The 17,325-nt window shown below is 72.1% G+C and carries 10 protein-coding genes; 4 read left to right on the top strand and 6 right to left on the bottom strand.

Translation table 11 applies throughout. The features are described from left to right. The first annotated feature begins 150 nt into the window (after positions 1–150). The 3 genes from E6O51_RS01885 (at position 151) to E6O51_RS01875 (ending at position 9,228) form a co-directional block, all read left to right on the top strand. Positions 151–4,743 (top strand): autotransporter domain-containing protein, encoded by a 4,593-nt coding sequence (locus E6O51_RS01885; RefSeq protein ID WP_136383269.1) that lies wholly within the window; start codon positions 151–153, stop codon positions 4,741–4,743. 149 nt (positions 4,744–4,892) lie between these two features. Next, positions 4,893–8,303 carry an autotransporter family protein gene (locus E6O51_RS01880; protein ID WP_136383268.1) on the top strand — a complete coding sequence of 1,137 codons (3,411 nt, stop codon included), beginning with the start codon at positions 4,893–4,895 and terminating at the stop codon, positions 8,301–8,303. A gap of 145 nt (positions 8,304–8,448) precedes the next feature. Beyond that, positions 8,449–9,228 (top strand): response regulator transcription factor, encoded by a 780-nt coding sequence (locus E6O51_RS01875; RefSeq protein WP_168735155.1) that lies wholly within the window; start codon positions 8,449–8,451, stop codon positions 9,226–9,228. Positions 9,229–9,236: 8 nt separating this feature from the next. Here the strand turns inward: E6O51_RS01875 and E6O51_RS01870 are convergent, their stop codons facing one another. The 3 genes from E6O51_RS01870 to E6O51_RS01860 all read right to left on the bottom strand — a co-directional run bounded on the left by E6O51_RS01870 (position 9,237) and on the right by E6O51_RS01860 (position 12,261). Next, entirely contained in the window at positions 9,237–10,199 is a 963-nt protein-coding gene (locus E6O51_RS01870) for a branched-chain amino acid ABC transporter permease (RefSeq protein WP_136383266.1), read from the bottom strand. 2 nt (positions 10,200–10,201) lie between these two features. Next, positions 10,202–11,080: a branched-chain amino acid ABC transporter permease gene (locus tag E6O51_RS01865; RefSeq protein ID WP_136383265.1), complete on the bottom strand. Its 879-nt coding sequence runs from the start codon at positions 11,078–11,080 to the stop codon at positions 10,202–10,204. A gap of 209 nt (positions 11,081–11,289) precedes the next feature. After that, a complete protein-coding gene (locus tag E6O51_RS01860; RefSeq protein WP_136383264.1) occupies positions 11,290–12,261 on the bottom strand; it encodes an NAD(P)H-dependent flavin oxidoreductase in 972 nt (323 codons plus the stop codon). A 147-nt stretch (positions 12,262–12,408) separates the two neighbouring features. On the opposite strand from E6O51_RS01860, the gene E6O51_RS01855 reads away from it, so the two are divergent. Further along, complete coding sequence (locus tag E6O51_RS01855; RefSeq protein WP_136383263.1) at positions 12,409–13,035, top strand: trimeric intracellular cation channel family protein; 627 nt, start codon at positions 12,409–12,411, stop codon at positions 13,033–13,035. 189 nt (positions 13,036–13,224) lie between these two features. Here the strand turns inward: E6O51_RS01855 and E6O51_RS01850 are convergent, their stop codons facing one another. Genes E6O51_RS01850 through E6O51_RS01840 form a run of 3 tightly spaced genes read right to left on the bottom strand, consistent with a single transcriptional unit; the run spans position 13,225 to position 17,314 of the window. Beyond that, a complete protein-coding gene (locus E6O51_RS01850) occupies positions 13,225–13,641 on the bottom strand; it encodes a hypothetical protein (RefSeq protein WP_136383262.1) in 417 nt (138 codons plus the stop codon). A gap of 8 nt (positions 13,642–13,649) precedes the next feature. Then, on the bottom strand, positions 13,650–14,861 hold the full coding sequence (locus tag E6O51_RS01845) for a hypothetical protein (RefSeq protein ID WP_136383261.1): 1,212 nt from the start codon (positions 14,859–14,861) through the stop codon (positions 13,650–13,652). Then, positions 14,858–17,314 carry an EAL domain-containing protein gene (locus tag E6O51_RS01840; RefSeq protein WP_230976667.1) on the bottom strand — a complete coding sequence of 819 codons (2,457 nt, stop codon included), beginning with the start codon at positions 17,312–17,314 and terminating at the stop codon, positions 14,858–14,860. The genes E6O51_RS01845 and E6O51_RS01840 overlap by 4 nt, the downstream gene beginning before the upstream one ends. Positions 17,315–17,325 lie beyond the last annotated feature (11 nt).

The raw sequence follows: 17,325 nt of genomic DNA, 5'->3' as shown, positions 1-17,325 counted from the left end.
ACCATCCGGACGACCCGGGCCAGGCGCCGGGGCCGGCGTGCGATACGCCACGGACCGCGGGAATAGTCTCTGAACAGAGACTATGCGCCCTAGATGCCTCCCGCTACATTGCCAAGCTGATTTTGCGAAAGAATGTAACGGAGTGCTGCCATGAACCACACCTATCGCACTGTATTCAACGAAACCCTCGGCCTCTGGCAGGCCGTGCCGGAGAGCGCCAAAACGCGGGGCAAGTCGAAATCCGCGAAATCGGCGAAAACCGCAAGAATGGGCGCGGGCGGCGCGGCCAGCCTGCTTGCCGCCTTTTTGCTCGCTTTTGCCCTGCCGCCTTCGGCCCTGGCCGGCGGTTCGGGGGGCAATGGCGCGTTTAGCGGCATCGCCAAGGGCGGTGCGGGCAGCGACGGCACCGCCACCAATGCGGGCGGCGCGGCGGGCGGCGGCTCGGACGGCCGCGCGGGCGGCGCGCCGGGCGGGGATGGCAATTCTCCCGGCAGCGGCGGTGGCGGTGGCGGTGGCGGTGGCGGCAATGCGGTCTCGGGCAGTCATGGTGTCGGCGCCGGAGGAACGGGCTACGGCGGGGCTGGGGATGGTGGTGCGGGGGGCGCCCTGGGGCAGTCCTATACCGGCGGTGGCGACATCACCCAGACGGCAACGGTGGCGGGCAGCGCGGGGGCCGCTGGCGGCAGCGCTTACGGTAGCCGTGGTGGTGGTGGCGGTGGCGGCGGCGATGGGATCGTCTTCGCCAATAGCGGCGATCTGGCCGTGCAGGCGACAGTCGCTGGCGGCGCTGGCGGCGACGGCGGCGCCAGCACAGCAGATTATCCCGGCGGCGGCGGCGGCGGCGGCGGGGCCGGCGTGGTGTATGCCGGCGCTGGCACGCTTGCGGTGGATGCTTCGGTGTCCGGCGGCGGCGGCGGCGCGGGCGGCGATGCCGGTGATTTCAACGGCACCGGCTTACCCGATGGCGGCGGCGGCGGTGGCGGCGGCGCGGGCATCGCCTTCACCGGCACGGGGACGGTCGAGATCGGCGCATCCACCGTCCAGGGTGGCGCGGGCGGTGCGGGCGGCGCGGGCGGCGACAATGCCCATGCAAGCGCCAACGGCAGCAGCGGCGGCGCGGGCGGCACAGGCGGCGCGGGCCTCATCGGCAGCGGTATCGCCATCACCATCGCCACGGGCGGCAGTGTCACCGGCGGCGCGGGCGGCGTGGGTGGCGCGGGCGGCAGCGCGGGCGGCAGTGGTTCTGCCGGCGCCACGGGTGCCCACGGCGCGGGCGGCACGGGCATCACCGGCGGCAACCTCGCCATTACCCACGCGGGCGTTATCAGCGGCGGGCTTTCCGGCGACGGCGTGACGCGCGCCAACGCCATCACCTTCACCGGCGGCGCGAACACACTGACCCTGCAAAGCGGCGCAACGCTGATCGGCAATATCGCCATCGACGGCGGCGGCACGCTGAACTTCGCCCAGCCCACCGACCACGCGCTGTCCAACGTCATCACCGACGACGGCGCGCTCATCAAATCCGGTATCGGCGTGCTGACGCTTTCCGGCGCGAACACCTACAGCGGCGGCACCACGATCAGCGGCGGCACGCTGATCGCCAACCACAACACCGCCCTCGGCACCGGCGCGGTGACGGTGGATGGCGGCAGCGCCACGCTGCAAATCGAAAGCGGCAAGACCCTCGCCAACGCCGTCACGCTCACCAACGGCGGCACGCTCGACAACGCGGGCAGTTTGGCGATGGCGGCGGCGGGGAGCGGCGCGGGCAGCGACGCCGTGACTGTCGGCACGGGCGGCACGGTGACGAACCAGAGCGGCGCGACGATCACCGGCGGCCGGGGGAGCGACAGCCCCGCAGGAGGGAAAAAGGGCGGTGTGGGCGTGGTGTTGAGCGGCGGCGGCACGCTGACCAACGCGGGCAGCATTGCTGGCGGTCAAGGTGGCAACGGCGACCACCACACAGACCCCAGCCCCGGCGGGACAGGCGGGACGGGCGTTGTCCTCACCGGCAACGGCAACACCCTCGTCACCTCCGCCGCCATTTCCGGCGGCGCGGGCGGTACGGGCACCATGGGCGCCCCGGCGGGCGCGCAAGGCAAGGCCGTGCAAAACAGCGGCAACAACACGCTGGAACTGAAGGCCGGCGCGACCTTCAGTGGCGGCATCGAACTGGTCGCTGGCACGCTGACCATCCGCCAGAACGAGGATTTCAGCCTGGCCACCGTCATCAGCGGCGCGGGCAGCCTCGCCAAGACCGGCACGGAGACGCTGACCTTGACCGGCGTGAACACCTATAGCGGCTCCACCGACATCCAGCAGGGCACCGTGGCGGTCGATGGCGGCAGCCTGCACAACGAGGACATCATGGCGGGCAACGGCGCGGGGGAGAACGGCACGCTGCGGATCAGCAACGGCGGCACGGTGACGGTGGACAGGTATCTCGCCATCGGGATCGGCGGCGCCCAGGGCCAGGTCGAAGTGACCGGCGGCAGCACGCTGACCACGGACAACAACGTCCGCATCGGCGGTACCGGCGGCGGCACGCTGACCATCGACGGCGGCAGCCAGTTCTCGACGACGGGCGCGATCCGCCTCGAAGGCACGGGCGGCACCGGCGTCATCAACATCGGCGCTTACGATCTCGCCAGCGCCACCGCCGCCGGCCCCGGCTTTTCCTTCACCGCCACGGGCGGCATCATCACCCAGGCGGGCGGCGGCACGGTCAATTTCAACCAGACCGACGCGGTGACCTTCGGCACCACCATCGGCAACAACGCCACGGTGAACCAGCGCGGCAGCGGCACGACCACGCTCACCGGCAACAACGGTTACACCGGCGCGACCACGGTTTCGGACGGCACGCTGGCGCTTTCGGGCAGCGGCGCCATCGCGCAAAGCAGCGGCCTTACCCTGAGCGGCGACGGCGTTTTCGACATTTCCGGCACGACCGCCGGCGCAACGCTCAAGCGCCTTGCCGGCACGGCGGGCACCGCCATCGTGCTGGACGACAAGGCGCTGACCGTCAACCAGGCCGACGACACCGGATTCGCCGGGACGATTTCCGGCGCGGGCGGCAGCCTCGTCAAATCCGGCGCGGGTACGCTCAGCCTCACCGGCGACAGCAGCGGCTTCACCGGTGCCACCACGGTCGCCAACGGCATCCTGGCCGTCGACGGCCGGCTCGGCGGCACGCTCACCGTGCAGTCCGGCGGCACCCTGGGCGGCAACGGCACGGTGGGCGGACTGACCGTGCAGTCCGGCGGCACGCTGGCCCCCGGCAACAGCCCCGGCCTGCTTACCGTGACGGGCGACCTGACGCTCGCCCCCGGTTCGACCACCGTGATGGAAATCGACGGCACCGCGCGCGGCACGGACTACGACGCCATCGACGTCTCCGGCACGGCGACGCTGGACGGCACGCTGGACCTGCGCTTCGGCTACGTGCCCGATGCGGGAACGCAATACCGGCTGATCCAGGCGGGCGCCATCGACGGCGACTTCTCCAGCGTGGTCAGCAACCTCGGCGCGGGCCTGAAGCTCACGCCGACGCTCACGGCGAACTACGACATCCTGGTCGGCCTCTCGCAGGAGCGCTTTACCGAAGTCTCCGGGCCGCTCACGCAGAACCAGCACAACGTGGCGGCCAACGTGGACACGTTTTCCACCAGCGGCGCTGCGTCGAACCTGATCGCGGGCCTGAACGGCCTGCAGGCGCAGCGACTGCCCGCCGCCTTCGACGCGCTCTCCGGTGTGGAGCATGCCTTCGTACCCGGCCTCGCCTTCGCCGCCGCCCGCCGGTTCCACGGCCTGCTGGGCGAGCGTCTCGGGGCAACCACCACCGGCCACACCGCCGCCTTCGACGCCTTCGCAGGGGTGAAGCTCGCCTACGCCGGCAACAACCTGGGCAGTCTCGCGGACGACACCCCCACCGGCGACGGTTTCTGGCTGCGTGCGCTCGCTGCCGACGGGCGCATCGACGGCGACGGCAACGCCCGCGGCGCCGACACCTCCAGCGGCGGCGTCGCCATCGGCGCCGACCGGCAGGTGAACGGCAGCCTGCGCATCGGTGCCGCCTTCGCCTACAGCCGCGGCGAAGCCGACACCCGCAGCGGCGACGTGGACCTGGACAGCTACCAGCTCGCCGCCTACGGCCGCTGGCAGGGCGAACGGTTCTACCTGGCCGGTTCCGCCGGCTACGGCCGCCACGAGGCGGACGCGCGCCGCAACATCGCCTTCCTGGGTGCCCGTGCCGATTCGGACTACGGCGCCGACAGCTTCACGCTGGCCGTGGAAGCCGGCCGCACCCACGCGCGGGCGTGGGGCAGCTTCACGCCCTATCTGGGCCTGGAAGCGGCCGTCCTGCAGCGCGAAGGCTTCACCGAATCGGGCGCGGACGACGCCAACCTGAAGGTGAAACGCCGCACGGACGATTCCCTGCGCTCCAGGCTCGGCGTGCGCTACGCCTGGCAGGGCACGCGCTTCGCCCCCAGCGCCGACGTGGCCTGGGTCCACGAGTTCGGCGACGACCGCGGCCGCATCGCCGCGAGCTTCGCGGGCGCACCGGCCGCGGCCTTCCGCATCGACGGCCCGGAACTGGACCGCGACCGCCTGGCCGTGGGCCTGGGGCTGACGGCGTGGGCAGGCAAGGATGCCCGGCTGGATCTCGCCTACCGCGGCGATTTCGCCGAATCCGACCGGGAGCACGGGGTGGCGGCCACCTTCCGCCGGGTGTGGTGAGGGGCGGTGAGGCGAGGGTGGTAAGCATGCGAGGCAAAACGAAATTGGCGAAATTTCGAAAAGTGCCGGGCGGCGCCCAATCCCTCGCTGCCCTTGAAACCGCTGCCACGCCGCGCCCTGCGCCCTTCGGGCGGGTCGGTTCCGGCGCGGTGGCGTGCCGGAACACCGCCAGCACGGCAACGGCGCTTTGCCTGGCCGCCGCGCTGCTGGCCGCCGGTGCCGCCCCGGCCCTGGCCGACGGCGGCGTCGGGGGAACCGGGTTCGACACCAACAACGACGGCACACCCGGTATCGGCGGGGCAGGCGGCGCCAGTTCCGACCTGGGTGCGGGCAGCCCCGGTGGCGCGGCCAACCCTGGCGTCGTGATCGATCCGGCGTGGGAAGGAGGCATCTATCCCCCCGACACGGACGTCAACGGTGGTGGCGGCGGCGGCGGCGGCGGCGCAGGCGTGACGGGCGGCGCGGGGGGCTCCGGCATCGCCAGCGCCAGCGGCATACCTTTGCCCGGCGGCGCGGGCGGCGCCAGCCCGGGGGCGAACGGCGAAAACGGCAGCGGCGGCGGCGAGGAGTGGGGCGCGAGCGGCGGCGGCGGCGGCGCGCACGGTCTGGTCGTCCCCAGCGAGGCCAGCCTCGCCAACGCCAGCACCACGCTCAAGGGCGGCAACGGCGGCAACGGCGGCCCAAGCATCGACGGCCTCGCGGGCAGCGGCGGCGGCGGCGCGGGCGGCTACGGCGTGGTGATCACGGGGGGCGGGAGCGGCAGCAACGAGGGCGAGATCCTCGGCGGCAACGGTGGTTCGGCCGGTACTTGCCCGACGGCGTTCTGCTTTGCCGGTTACGGCGGCGACGGCGGCATCGGCCTCAAATTCACCGTCACCACCGGCGCCACCTTCACCAACAGCGGCAAGATCGCGGGCGGTACGGGCGGCCTCGGCGGCGTCATGTCACCCACTACGGCCGGCGAAGGCGGCGCGGGCATCGTCGGCCAGAACCTCACCATCATCAACAGCGGCAGCATCGAGGCCGGGCTGAACGGCTTCGCCATGACGTATCCCGAAGAATACCGTTCGCTTTACCCGTTGACCGCCAACGCCATCACTTTCACCGGCGGCACGAACGCGTTAACACTGGAAGGCAGCAGCTGGAGCATCGTCGGCAACATCGCCATCGACGGCGGCGGTTCGCTCACCTTCGCCCAGCCGACCGACATCACGCTGGACAACAAGCTCACTGGCGACGGCAGCCTCGTCAAGACCGGCGCGGGCATCCTGACACTTTCCGGCACCAACACCTACAGCGGCACCACCACGGTCGAGAGCGGCGGATTGGCACAAGGCGCGGCAGGCGCGTTTGTCGCCGACACGGCTTACACGGTCAATGGCGGCGCGCTGGATTTGAACGACTTCGACCTCACCATGTCGTCCCTTTCCGGCAGTGGCGGCGAAGTGCGGCTGGACAGCGCCACCCTGACCGTCGACCAATCCACCAACACCAGCTACGCGGGCGTCATCGGCGGCACGAATGGCAGCCTCGTCAAAACCGGCGCGGGCACGCTCACGCTCACCGGCGCAAGCGACTACAGCGGCGATACCACCATCAGCGCGGGAGCGCTCCAGATCGGCGATGGCGGCACCACCGGCTCCATTGCCGGTGACGTGACGAACAACGCCACCCTCGTCTTCAACCGCTCCGATGCTTCCGCCTTTTCCGGCGTCATCACCGGCACCGGCGCGTTCGAGAAAAAAGGCGAGGGCACGCTCACCCTCTCCGGCGCGAGCGACTACAGCGGCGCGACCACGGTTTCGGCGGGCAAGCTGGTGGTCAACGGCTCGCTCACGGCTTCCGCCGTGACGGTGGAGAGCGGCAGCACGATAGGCGGCAGCGGTTCGGTTGTCGGCCTCACGGTGAATGCCGGCGGTTTCGTCGCGCCCGGCAACTCCATCGGCACCCTCAACGTCACCGGCCCCTATGTGCTGAATTCCGGCGCGACCTACACCGTGGAACTGAAAGCGGGCGGCAACACGGCGGGCACGCACAACGACTTCATCAACGTCAGCGGCACGGCCACGATTGCCGACGGCGCGAAGATTCACGTCACCCCCGAGAACGGCACGGACGACGGCGCCACCGGCTACGCGGCCGACACGAAGTACACGATTCTGACCGCCAGCGGCGGGCTGAACGTGGCCGGCGCGCAGACCCTCACCGACGACTACGCTTACTTGGACTTCACCGCCAGCAGCGACGATTACAACTATTACCTGACCAGCGCGCTGGCGAGCACGCCGACACCCGATCCCGACCCGACGCCCGACCCGACGCCCGACCCGACGCCCGATCCGACGCCCGACCCGACGCCCGATCCGACGCCCGATCCCGACCCGACACCCGACCCCGATCCGACACCCGATCCGGCCCCCACCCCCACCCCCATCGCGACCTTCCGCCTGCCGGGCATGACGCCCAACCAGGGCGCGGTGGCCGACGCCGCCTTCGCGCTGGGCGCGGGCCACGCGGTCTACGACGCCGCGCTCAACCTGACCAACGGCCAGGCGGCCGGCGCCTTCGACAGCCTTTCCGGCATCGAGCACGCCTTCGCCCCGGGCCTCGCGCTGGGCGCGGCGCAGCGCTTCCACGCGCTGCTGGGCGAACGGCTCGAAGGGGGCACCACGCCGATCGCGATGAACGATCTGGCCGGCATCCGGCTCGCCCACGCCGGCGACACGGCCAGCCTCTTCGACGGACAGCCGCGCGGCGGCGACGGCTTCTGGCTGCGCGGCTTCGCCAGCCAGGGCCGCGTGAAAGGCGACGGCAACGCGCGCGGCGCGAAGTCCGGCGACGCCGGTTTCGCGCTGGGCGCGGATCACCATTACGCCAGCGCTCGCGCGGGTGTCGCCTTCGCCTACAGCCGCGGCGAGGCCGACGTGAACGCGGGCGGTGGGCTGGAGGCGGACAGCTACCAGCTTGCCGCCTACGGCCGCTGGCAGGGCGAGCGCTTCTATGTGGACGGCACGGCCGGCGCGGGCCGGCACCGGGTGGAAAGCCACCGCGACGTGCGCGTCGGCGCCCTGTTCGCCGCGCGTGCTAGCGCCGATTACAAAGCCGACAGCCTCTACGCCAGCGTCGAAGCCGGGCTGCCGCTGGGCAGCGTCACGCCCTACGCCGGCATCGAGGCGGCGCGGGTATCGCGCGAGGGTTTCACCGAAAAGGGCGCGGGCGCGGCCAGCCTCGCGGTGAAGCGCGACACGCAGGAATCGCTGCGGAGCAGGCTGGGCGTGCGCTACGCCTGGCAGGGCACGCGCTTCGCGCCCAGTGCCGACGTGGCCTGGGTCCACGAGTTCGGCGACGACCGCGGCCGCATCGCCGCGGGCTTCGCCGCTGCGCCGGCCGCGGCCTTCCGCGTCGCTGGCCCGGAACTGGAGCGCGACCGCCTGGCCGTGGGCCTGGGGCTGACGGCGTGGGCAGGCAAGGATGCCCGGCTGGATCTCGCCTACCGCGGCGAATTCGCCGAATCCGACCGGGAGCACGGGGTGGCGGCCACCTTCCGCCGGGTGTGGTGAGGTGCCGGTCGCCGCGCGTCCTTTCGGTGCCTTAGCCGAAAGCCCCTGCCTGCTGTATGGTCATGCACTCGTGGATCCCTCCGGCCCGAACCATTTCGGTGGCCGCGTTACCAAGGGAGCAGCACTGCACCATCACCGAGCGACCATGCCTGCATCGACAATTTCCCTTGCCCGCATCGACAGGTTCTGGGACGAACTGAGCGCCTTCCCCATCAACCGGACCGAATCCGCCCTGAACCACGCCCTGGGCTTCCTGGCCGGCCTCGTCGGCGCCCAGCAGGCCCTGTGGTTCGACGGTGTGCGCCTCAAGCACGACGGCTCCGATCCCGTGGACGGCTGGCGCTGCACCGCCACGCAGTTCCTGCACAGCGATCCGCAGCTCGAAAAGCGCCGCACCCAGCACACCGAGCGCGTCGAACGTGGCCAGGTGGACGTCTGCATCACCACCCTGCTCGCCGGGGCGGGCCGCTACCGCATCGCCACCAACCGGGAAATCGTGCCGCCCGAATGGTGGGAGTCCGAGTTCTACAGGACCATGTTCGCCCCGCTGCAAATCCGCGACGTGCTCTACCTGGCCCACCCCATCGGCGAGGATATCGAATCCTGGCTCGGCTTCTGGCGCATGGGGCCGAACGCGCAGCCCTTCGGCGCTGCGGACAAGGAAAGGCTCGACGACGCCATGCGTCCCCTCAAGTGGTTCCACCGCCGCCTGGCCCTGCACTACGGCCTGCACATCGCCGAGAATCCGCTCACCGCCACCGAGCGCAAGCTGATCGAACACCTGCTGAGCCATGCCGGCGAGGCCGACATCGGCAAGGCCCTGGGGCTTTCCGGGAACACCGTGCACACCTACGCCACGCGCATCTACCGGAAACTGGGCGTCAAGGGCCGGCAGGGGCTGGCCGCCCTGTGGCTCGGGAAATAGGCTACTGACTAACGCCCCGCGATCCCCTGCGGGCGCCACAGCACCACCGCCACCAGCACCGCGCCGAAGAGCAGCAGTTCCAGGCCGGCGGTGGCGGCGAGGTGGGAAGGCAGCAGGTCGCGCAGCAGGGCGATGAGCTGCGGGATGGCGACGATGATCAGCGCACCCCACAGGGCGCCGGCCAGGTGGCGGGCGCCGCCGATGAAGGCCAGCACCAGCAGCTCGAAGGACAGCATGAGGCCGAACTGCTCGGGACTCACGAAGCCGATCCAGTGGGCGTACAGCGCGCCGGCGAGCCCCGACAGGCCGCCGCCGATGGCGAAGGCCGCCGCCTTGGCGCGGGCGCAATCGATGCCGCTGGCCGCGGCCGCACCCTCGTCGGCGCGGATGGCGTGCCAGGCGCGCCCCAGGCGCGAATCCACCCAGCGCCGGCAGGCCGCCCACGCCAGCGCCAGGGCCGCCACGCTGACCGCAGCCTCGGCCGGCGCGCCGCCGGCCGCGACAGGGCCGAGGGCGAGCGTGGGCACGGTCAGCCCCGCCGCGCCGCCGGTGAGCCAGGCCGCGCGCGCCAGCAGTTCCTCGACGATGAGGGCGAAGGCCAGCGTGCTCATGGCGAAGTACAGTCCGCCCAGGCGGCGCGCCGGCAGGCTGGCGAGCCAGCCGCCGCCGGCCGCCACCGCCACCGCCGCCGGCAGCGAGACGGGCGGCGGCAGGCCGTGGCGCGCGAGCAGGCCCTCGGTGTAGGCGCCCAGCGCGAGCAGGGCGCCCTGGCCGAGAGTGATCTGCCCGGCCTGGCCGACGATCAGCACCACCCCCAGGCCGGCGATGGCGAAGGTGGCGACCAAGGCGAGCTGGCCCAGGGCGTAGCCGGCGCCCATCAGCGCCACGATGCCGGCGGCCGCGGCGAGCAGGGCGGCAGCCGCCGCGCGGCGCGGAATGGCCGGCAGGCGCGGCAGGCGGACGGAGGCCATCCTCATCCGCGCCACCGCGCGAAGGCCGCGCCGAAGCCGCCGGGGAAGAGCAGCAGGGCCGCCATCAGCAGTACGTAGGGCACCATGTCCTTGGCCCCCTCCGGCAGCACCAGCCCGGCCAGCGCCTCGGCCACGCCGAGGAAGACGCCGGCGGCCAGCGCCCCCGGCAGGCTGGTCATGCCGCCCAGCACGGCGGCCGGGAAGGCCTTGAGCGCGATCAGCCCCATGTTGAGATGGACGAAGGCGAGCGGCGCGAGCAGCAGCCCGGCGAAGGCCGCCAGCCCCGCGCCGAGCGCCCAGGCCAGGGTGTGCATGGCCGCCACCGGCACGCCCATCAGGGCGGCCGCGCGCGGGTCCTCCGCGCAGGCGCGCAGCGCCAGCCCGAGGCGGGTGTGGCGGAAGAACAGGGCCAGCAGGATGGCTACGGCCACCGTGGCGGCGATGGCGGCGAGATGCGCCGGGGCCAGCGCCAGGCTGCCGATGGCGAGCGGCGCGTCGCCGAAGGGCAGGTCCAGGCGGTGCACGGAATGGCTGGCGGCCGGCACCGCGGTGACCGCGCCCCGCAGCACCAGGCCGACGCCGAAGGTGAGCAGCACCGCGGTCAGATGGGGCTGGCCCAGCGCGCGGCGCAGCACCGTGCGCTCCAGCCCCGCGCCGAGCGCGGTCATCGCCGCCAGGCCGAGGGGCACCGCGAGCCAGATCGGCACGCCGGCGCCGGCGTTGAGCGCCAGCACGGCGAAGGCGCCCAGCATCAGCAGTTCGCCCTGCATGAAGCTGACCGTGGCGGTGGCCTTGTAGATCAGCACGAAGGACAGCGCCACCAGACCATAGACGCAGCCGATGGCGATGCCGCTGGTGAGAACCTGGAGCAGGGTGAGCATGAGGGCGAAGCATAGCCGATGGCGGCAGGCGCCACCGTGCAATGTGCCCCGTGGCGAGCCCGGGCCGAGCCACCGCCCGATTACTCCCTCCCCTTCAAGGGGAGGGTTGGGGAGGGGATGGGTTCATCAGCGTGCAGTATTGAAACCCATCCCCCTCCTGACCTCCCCCTTGAAGGGGGAGGAACGCGCTGTGGCATACGCGCGCCGTTTCAGCCACCGAGTGCGGGGCTCGCCGGCAGGGCGCAGGCGGCGCGGTACTCGGCGGCGAGGCGGTCCACCAGCTCCGCCACCGGCGGCACGTCGTGGATGGTGGCCACGCCGTGGCCGGCGCTCCACACGTCGCGCCAGGCGCGCGCCTCGTCGGCGATGGCGTGGATCTTCCCTTTGCCGAAGTTCACCGAGAGCTGTTCCCGGTCGAAGCCGGCGCGCTGCAGGCTGGGCCACAGGAAGTTGGCGTTGGTGCCGGAGATGGCGTCGGTATACACCACGTCGCTGGCGCCGCTGTCCACCAGCATGGACTTGTATGCGTCCTGCGCCATGGACTCGCGCGTGGCGATGAAGCGAGTGCCCATGTAGGCGAAGTCCGCGCCCATGACCTCGGCCGCGCGCACGCTGGCGCCGTCGGAGATGCTGCCCGCCAGCACCAGCGCGCCGTCCCAGAATTCGCGGATCTCGCGCACCAGGCTGAACGGGCTCTGCGTGCCGGCGTGCCCGCCGGCGCCGCCGGCCACCGCGATGATGCCGTCCACGCCCGCGGCGGCGGCCTTCTTCGCGTGGTAGGCGTGGATGATGTCGGAGAACACCAGGCCGCCGTATTCGTGCACCGCCTTCACGACTTCGCCCGGGTGGCCCAGGCTGGTGATGACGAAGGGCACGCGGTGGGCGACCACCAGCGCCAGGTCTTCGGCGAGGCGCGGATTGCTCGCGTGCAGGATCAGGTTCACGCCGTAGGGCGCCACCGGGGCGCCGGGATGGGCGGCGCGGTGCGCTTCGAGTTCGGCGTTGATGCGGCCCAGCCATTCATCGAGCTGGGCGGCCGGGCGTGCGTTGAGGGAGGGGAAGGTGCCGGCCACGCCGGCCTTGCAGGCCGCGATGACGAGTTCGGGGCCGGACACCAGGAACATGGGCGCAGCGATGACGGGTACGCGCAGGGCGCCGCGGAAGGTATCGGGAACGGACATGCTGTCTCCTCTCGGATGTTGCGGGTCTGTGTCGTGCCCGCGTCGGAGCCGACTCTAGCACGCCGCGGCGCCAGGTCAAACGGTCGTTTGAAATGGCGCCGGGTGCCGATGGCCGCCCGCGGCGGCGCGGTGCTATGCTCCCGCGCCATGCCTGCCCTGTCCATCGAACCCCTGATCTACGGCATCGGCCTGGCCGGCGTGGCGGTCAATGCCGCCTCCGGCGTGCTGGAAGCCGGACGCAAGCCCTTCGACCTGTTCGGCATGGTGGTGGTGGCGCTGGCCGCCGCGCTGGGCGGTGGCAGCCTGCGCGACATGCTGCTCGACCGCACGGTGTTCTGGGTCGCCGACCAGAGCTATCTGGTCGCGGCCCTGCTCGCCGGGGTGGCGACCTTCGCGCTGGTGCGCGTGGTGCGCCTGCCGCCGCGCCTGTTCCTGCTGCCGGACGCAGTGGGGCTGGCGCTGTTCACGGTGAGCGGCACCCAGGCCGCGCTGGCGATGGGCGCCCCGTGGCTGGTGGCGAGCCTGATGGGGGTGGTCACCGGCGTGTTCGGCGGCATCGTGCGCGACGTGCTGTGCAACGAGGTGCCGCTGGTGTTCACCGGCGAGCTCTACGCCACCGCGTCCTGGCTGGGGGCGCTGCTGCTGGTGGGGCTGGCCGCGGCGGGCGTGTCCGCCGGCTGGGCGGCGCTGGCGGCGGCCTCCGCGGTGCTCGTGGTGCGCCTGGGGGCGATCCGCTTCCGCTGGCGGCTGCCGGTGTTCACCGCGCGGAACTGAGCCGGCGGTTCCGCGACGGTCTGGCCGCGTTTCCGTTTCTACGGGCAGCCCCCTCTCCCCCAGCCCCTCTCCCGCAAGGGGAGAGGGGAGTCCCGGCCCGGGAAGTCCGCACGGACAACGGTTTTCTCCCTCTCCCCTTGCGGGAGAGGGTCGGGGAGAGGGGGCCGCCCCGCAAACAGGCAACCCGTTTCAGGGCAGGCGCAGAAGGATCTTCAGCCCGTCGGCCGCCTCGTCGGCGGGCAGATAGCCGATGGCGGCCGGAACGTCCGCCACCCGGCGCCGCACTTCATCGGCGTCGGCTGCTTCGCGCGGCGGCAGGGCGCGCCCGGAGAACACCTGGCGCGACCACCAGGCGCGCACTTGCGCCGGATTCTTGCCGGTCAGCAGCAGGTAGAAGCGGTCCCGCGCCGGGCCGGCGGGCAGGTCGATGAGCTGTACCGGCGTGCCGTCGGGCAGGGTGTTGCGGCGGCCCATGTAGAGCTGATCGGCCTGCTCGCGGCTCAGGCTGTCGAGCGGACCGTCGGGGTGGCCGACGAGCACGAACTCGGCATGCGCGGCCGCGCACAGCAACAGTCCGGCGAGTGCGGCGAGGAGGGCGCGGACCATGGCGGGGTTCAGAACACCACGTCCAGGGACAGGCTCAGCACGTGCACCCTGTGTCCGCCGGGCGGCTGCCGCGGGTCGCCCGGAAAGAAGCTGCCCCAGGCGTCGCGGTCGATGCGCGCGCGGGAGAGCTGCGCCTTGAAGGCGGCGTTGCGCGCGAAGTCCCAGCGCGTGCCCACGGTGACGCTGCGCTGGGCTTCGTTGCGGGAGGCGAGGAAGGCGGCGAAGCCGGCGGCTAGCGCCGGATCGGCGATGTCGGCGCGTGCCACGGGGCGGTCCTGGCGCTGGCGGGCGAGGGTCAGGAAATGGGTAAAGCTGCCGCTGCGCTGCCCCACCGTGAGCTGCCAGGCCTGAGCGCTGTTCACGTAGCGGTTGACGCGCCGTTGCACCGCCTCGGCGATCACCAGGTGGCGGCCGTCGTCCCACTGCAGGCCGGCGGAGCTGAAGCGGGCGCGGCCCTCGTCGCCGGCCAGTTGCGCCGGCACGCCGGCCAGCGCGCCGCCCGCCTGCGTCAGGCCGGCGGCCACCGCGCGGTAGCCGTCGTCTCCCCATTTCACGTGCAGCCGGCCTTCGCCGTGGGAGAGGTGGGCGCTCAAGTGCACGCCGGAGAGGGCGACGTTGATCCCGCGCACGTCGCGCAGGGTGGCGCGGCTGTCGTCCGCCAGGTCGATGCGGCCGTTGCCGAAATAGGGCTTCAGTTCCAGCTCCAGCGCACCGGCCGGTACGCGCAGCAGCAGGTCGGCGCCGTCGATCTCGCTGAACGGGTTGAGGCCGTACACCTCCTGCGGCGGCCGGACCCAGGGGTAGGCGTAATTGACGTTGAGGGAATCCGACAGCATGAAGAAGGGGGCGCGCAGGCGGCCGGCGCGCAGCGTGAGCGCGGCGTTCACGTTGTAGCGCCAGAACGCCCAGGCGATGCGCGGGTCGTAGTCGCCGTGCGGCGTCTCGCTGCTTACGGCCTGCACGGTGAAGTCGCTGGCCTGGCCGACGCGCAGGCTGCCCTGCACGCCGACCAGCGTGTCGGTGCCGAAGTCGAGGCGGTTCCTGCCCGGCTTGTTGAAGCCCGAGCGGTAGGCCCACACGTCGCTGCGGTCGGTGACGAGGGCGCCCACCGTGGCGAAGCCCGAGAGGTGGAAATCGGGTGCCTCGGCGCGCAGTTGCGCGGGCAGGACGGCACCCAGCGCCGCCACCAGGCAGGCCGCCAGGTGCGGGCGGGCTTTCATCGGATGAGTTCCTTGGTGTGCGGGGCGCTGGCCAGCAGGCGGGCCACGGCGTCGGCGTCGAGGGGGCGGGCGTACAGGTAGCCCTGCCCGAAATCGCAGCCCATGGTGCGCAGCAACGCTTCCTGTTCCGCGGTTTCGATGGATTCGGCGACCACGGTCATGCCCAGGTCGTGGGCCAGCGCGATGCTGCGGCGGACGATGGCGCCCAAGCGGGCATCGCCGGCCAGCGTGCGCACGAAGGAGCCGTCGAGCTTGATCACGTCGCAGGGGATGGTGTGCAGGTAGCTGAGCGCCGAATAGCCGGTGCCGAAATCGTCGATCAGCACCTTCATGCCGGCCTGGCGCAGCGCCGCGAGCATGGCCGGCGCGGGGCCGGCGGCGGCGGCCAGGGCGCTTTCGGTGACTTCCACGCGCACCGCCGCCGGCGGCAGGCCGTGGCGGGCCACCGTGTCCAGCAGTTGCTGCGGCAGGTCGGGCACGAGGAACTGGCGGGCGGACAGGTTGATGCTCACCGGCGGCAGCGCGCTGGTGCCGCAGGCGGCCTGCCAGCGCACGATGTCGGCGCAGCCCAGGTCCAGCACCAGCATGCCGAGCTCGTGGATCAGGTCCAGGGTTTCGGCCAGCGGCACGAAGTCCTGCGGGGGGAGCAGGCCCTTGTCCGCGTGGGGCCAGCGCACCAGCGCCTCGAAGCTGGCGAGGCCGCGGTCGGCCAGGCTGACGATGGGCTGGTAATGCACGATGAGGGTGCGTTCGCGCAGCGCGGCACGCAGGCCGGATTCGAGCCGCAGGGTGAGCAGGGTCTGGGCGTGCATGCCGGACTCGAAGATGGTCACCGCCTCGTCCGGGCTGCGCCGCGCGCGGTGCAGGGCGTTGTCGGCGTCGCGCAGGATGGCCTCGGCATCGTCGCCGTAGTCGTCGGAGAGCGCCACGCCGATGCGTGCCTTGGGATACACCGCATGGCCGGCGACCGTGGCCGGCTGGGCGAGCTGTTCGCGCAGCGCGGCGGCGAAGCGCGGCGCCTCGGCGCGGTTGCCGACGCCGTTGAGGAGGATGGCGAACTGGTCGCCGCCGATGCGCGCGGCCACGTCGCCGCCCCGCAGCCGGCGGCCGATGCGGTCGGCCACGGACCTGAGCAGCTCGTCGCCGGCCACGTGGCCGAAGCTGTCGTTGATGAGGCGGAAGCGCTCCAGGTTGATGGTGAGCACGGCGAAGCGGAAGTCGTCGTTGCGGCGCTGCTGGCCCAGGGCGCTGTTCAGGTGCTCGATGAACAGCGCCCGGTTGGGCAGGCCGGTCAGCCCGTCGTGCAGGGCATCGTGCAGCAGGCGCTGCTGCGCCTGGCGGCGCACATGCACGTCGCCCACCGAGCCGGCCATGCGGCAGGCCCGCCCCGCGGCGTCGCGCTGGGCCACGCCGCGGATCAGCACCCAGCGGTAGCTGTCGTCGGGCATGCGGACGCGGTGCTCCAGCATGAACTGGGCGCTGTCGCCCTTGAGGTGTTCGACGAGCTGGTCGCGGTAGCGGCCGATATCGTCCGGATGCAGGTGGGCGAAGACTTCCGCCGGGGCGACCTTCAGCTCGCCGGCGGACAGCCCGGCGATCTCCGAGCAGCGCGGCGACAGGTACAGGGTGCCGGCGGCGATGTTCCAGTCCCACAGCCCGTCGTTGGCGCCGCGGATCGCCAGCGCGTAGCGTTCCTCGCTGGCGTGCAGGCGGACGGCGGTGTCTTCCAGTTCGCCGATGCGCGCCTGCAGGCGTTCGGCCATGATATTGAAGCGTTGCGCCAGACGGGCGAGTTCGTCGCTTCCCTCTTCCTTCAGGCGGTGGTCGAGATGGCCCTCGGCCAGAGCCTGGCTGCCGGCCAGCAGCCGCCCCAGGTTGCGCGTGAGCAGATAGCCGATCAGTGACAGCAGCACGAAGGTGAGCACGACTTCGGCAACCGCGATCGCCGTGCCCTGTTCGAGGATGGCGCGCCGCGCGGCGGCCAGTACCGACACCGAGACGCCGAACTGCAGGAAGCCGACCTCGTTGCGGTCGAGCAGCAGCGGACGGCGCACGTGGATCAGCGCGTCGCCCAGTCCGCCCTGCAGGCGCCCGCCGGTTTCGGGGTGGGGCGGCGGCAGCACGGTCATGGTGGGCAGGCCGGCACTGACCAGCAGCGCGCCGTCCGGCCGGCCGATGCGCACGTACACCAGCCCTTCGCCGGCATCGGCGAGCAGTTCGCCGAGCACGTCCTGCAGCGCGGCGTAGCCCTCCTGCGGGCCGTAGGCCGCGGCCATGGTGTGCAGCATGGCCGCGTTCTGGGTGACCAGGGTGTCCAGGCTGGCCGAGGCCGCCTCGTCCATCAGCCGCACGCTGTTGGCGAGCAGCAGCGACAGCAGCACCACCTGCACCACCGTGCTGGCCAGCAGCAGCCGGATGCGGATCGAATGCAGTCCGAATGGGAATCGCGGCAACGTGGCGCCCC

The organism is Pseudothauera rhizosphaerae (assembly GCF_004801305.1).
GTDB lineage: Bacteria > Pseudomonadota > Gammaproteobacteria > Burkholderiales > Rhodocyclaceae > Pseudothauera > Pseudothauera rhizosphaerae.
The sequence above is the reverse complement of the archived record's forward strand: the minus strand, read 5'-3'. Positions and strand labels throughout refer to the sequence as shown.

Excerpts from the sequence above, each read along its gene's own strand:
- E6O51_RS01865 (WP_136383265.1), bottom strand. The coding sequence starts at position 11,080 with ATGCTCACCCTGCTCCAGGTTCTCACCAGCGGCATCGCCATCGGCTGC.
- E6O51_RS01860 (WP_136383264.1), bottom strand. The coding sequence starts at position 12,261 with ATGTCCGTTCCCGATACCTTCCGCGGCGCCCTGCGCGTACCCGTCATC.
- E6O51_RS01850 (WP_136383262.1), bottom strand. The coding sequence starts at position 13,641 with ATGGTCCGCGCCCTCCTCGCCGCACTCGCCGGACTGTTGCTGTGCGCG.
- E6O51_RS01870 (WP_136383266.1), bottom strand. The coding sequence starts at position 10,199 with ATGGCCTCCGTCCGCCTGCCGCGCCTGCCGGCCATTCCGCGCCGCGCG.
- E6O51_RS01845 (WP_136383261.1), bottom strand. The coding sequence starts at position 14,861 with ATGAAAGCCCGCCCGCACCTGGCGGCCTGCCTGGTGGCGGCGCTGGGT.
- E6O51_RS01875 (WP_168735155.1), top strand. The coding sequence starts at position 8,449 with ATGCCTGCATCGACAATTTCCCTTGCCCGCATCGACAGGTTCTGGGAC.
- E6O51_RS01885 (WP_136383269.1), top strand. The coding sequence starts at position 151 with ATGAACCACACCTATCGCACTGTATTCAACGAAACCCTCGGCCTCTGG.
- E6O51_RS01855 (WP_136383263.1), top strand. The coding sequence starts at position 12,409 with ATGCCTGCCCTGTCCATCGAACCCCTGATCTACGGCATCGGCCTGGCC.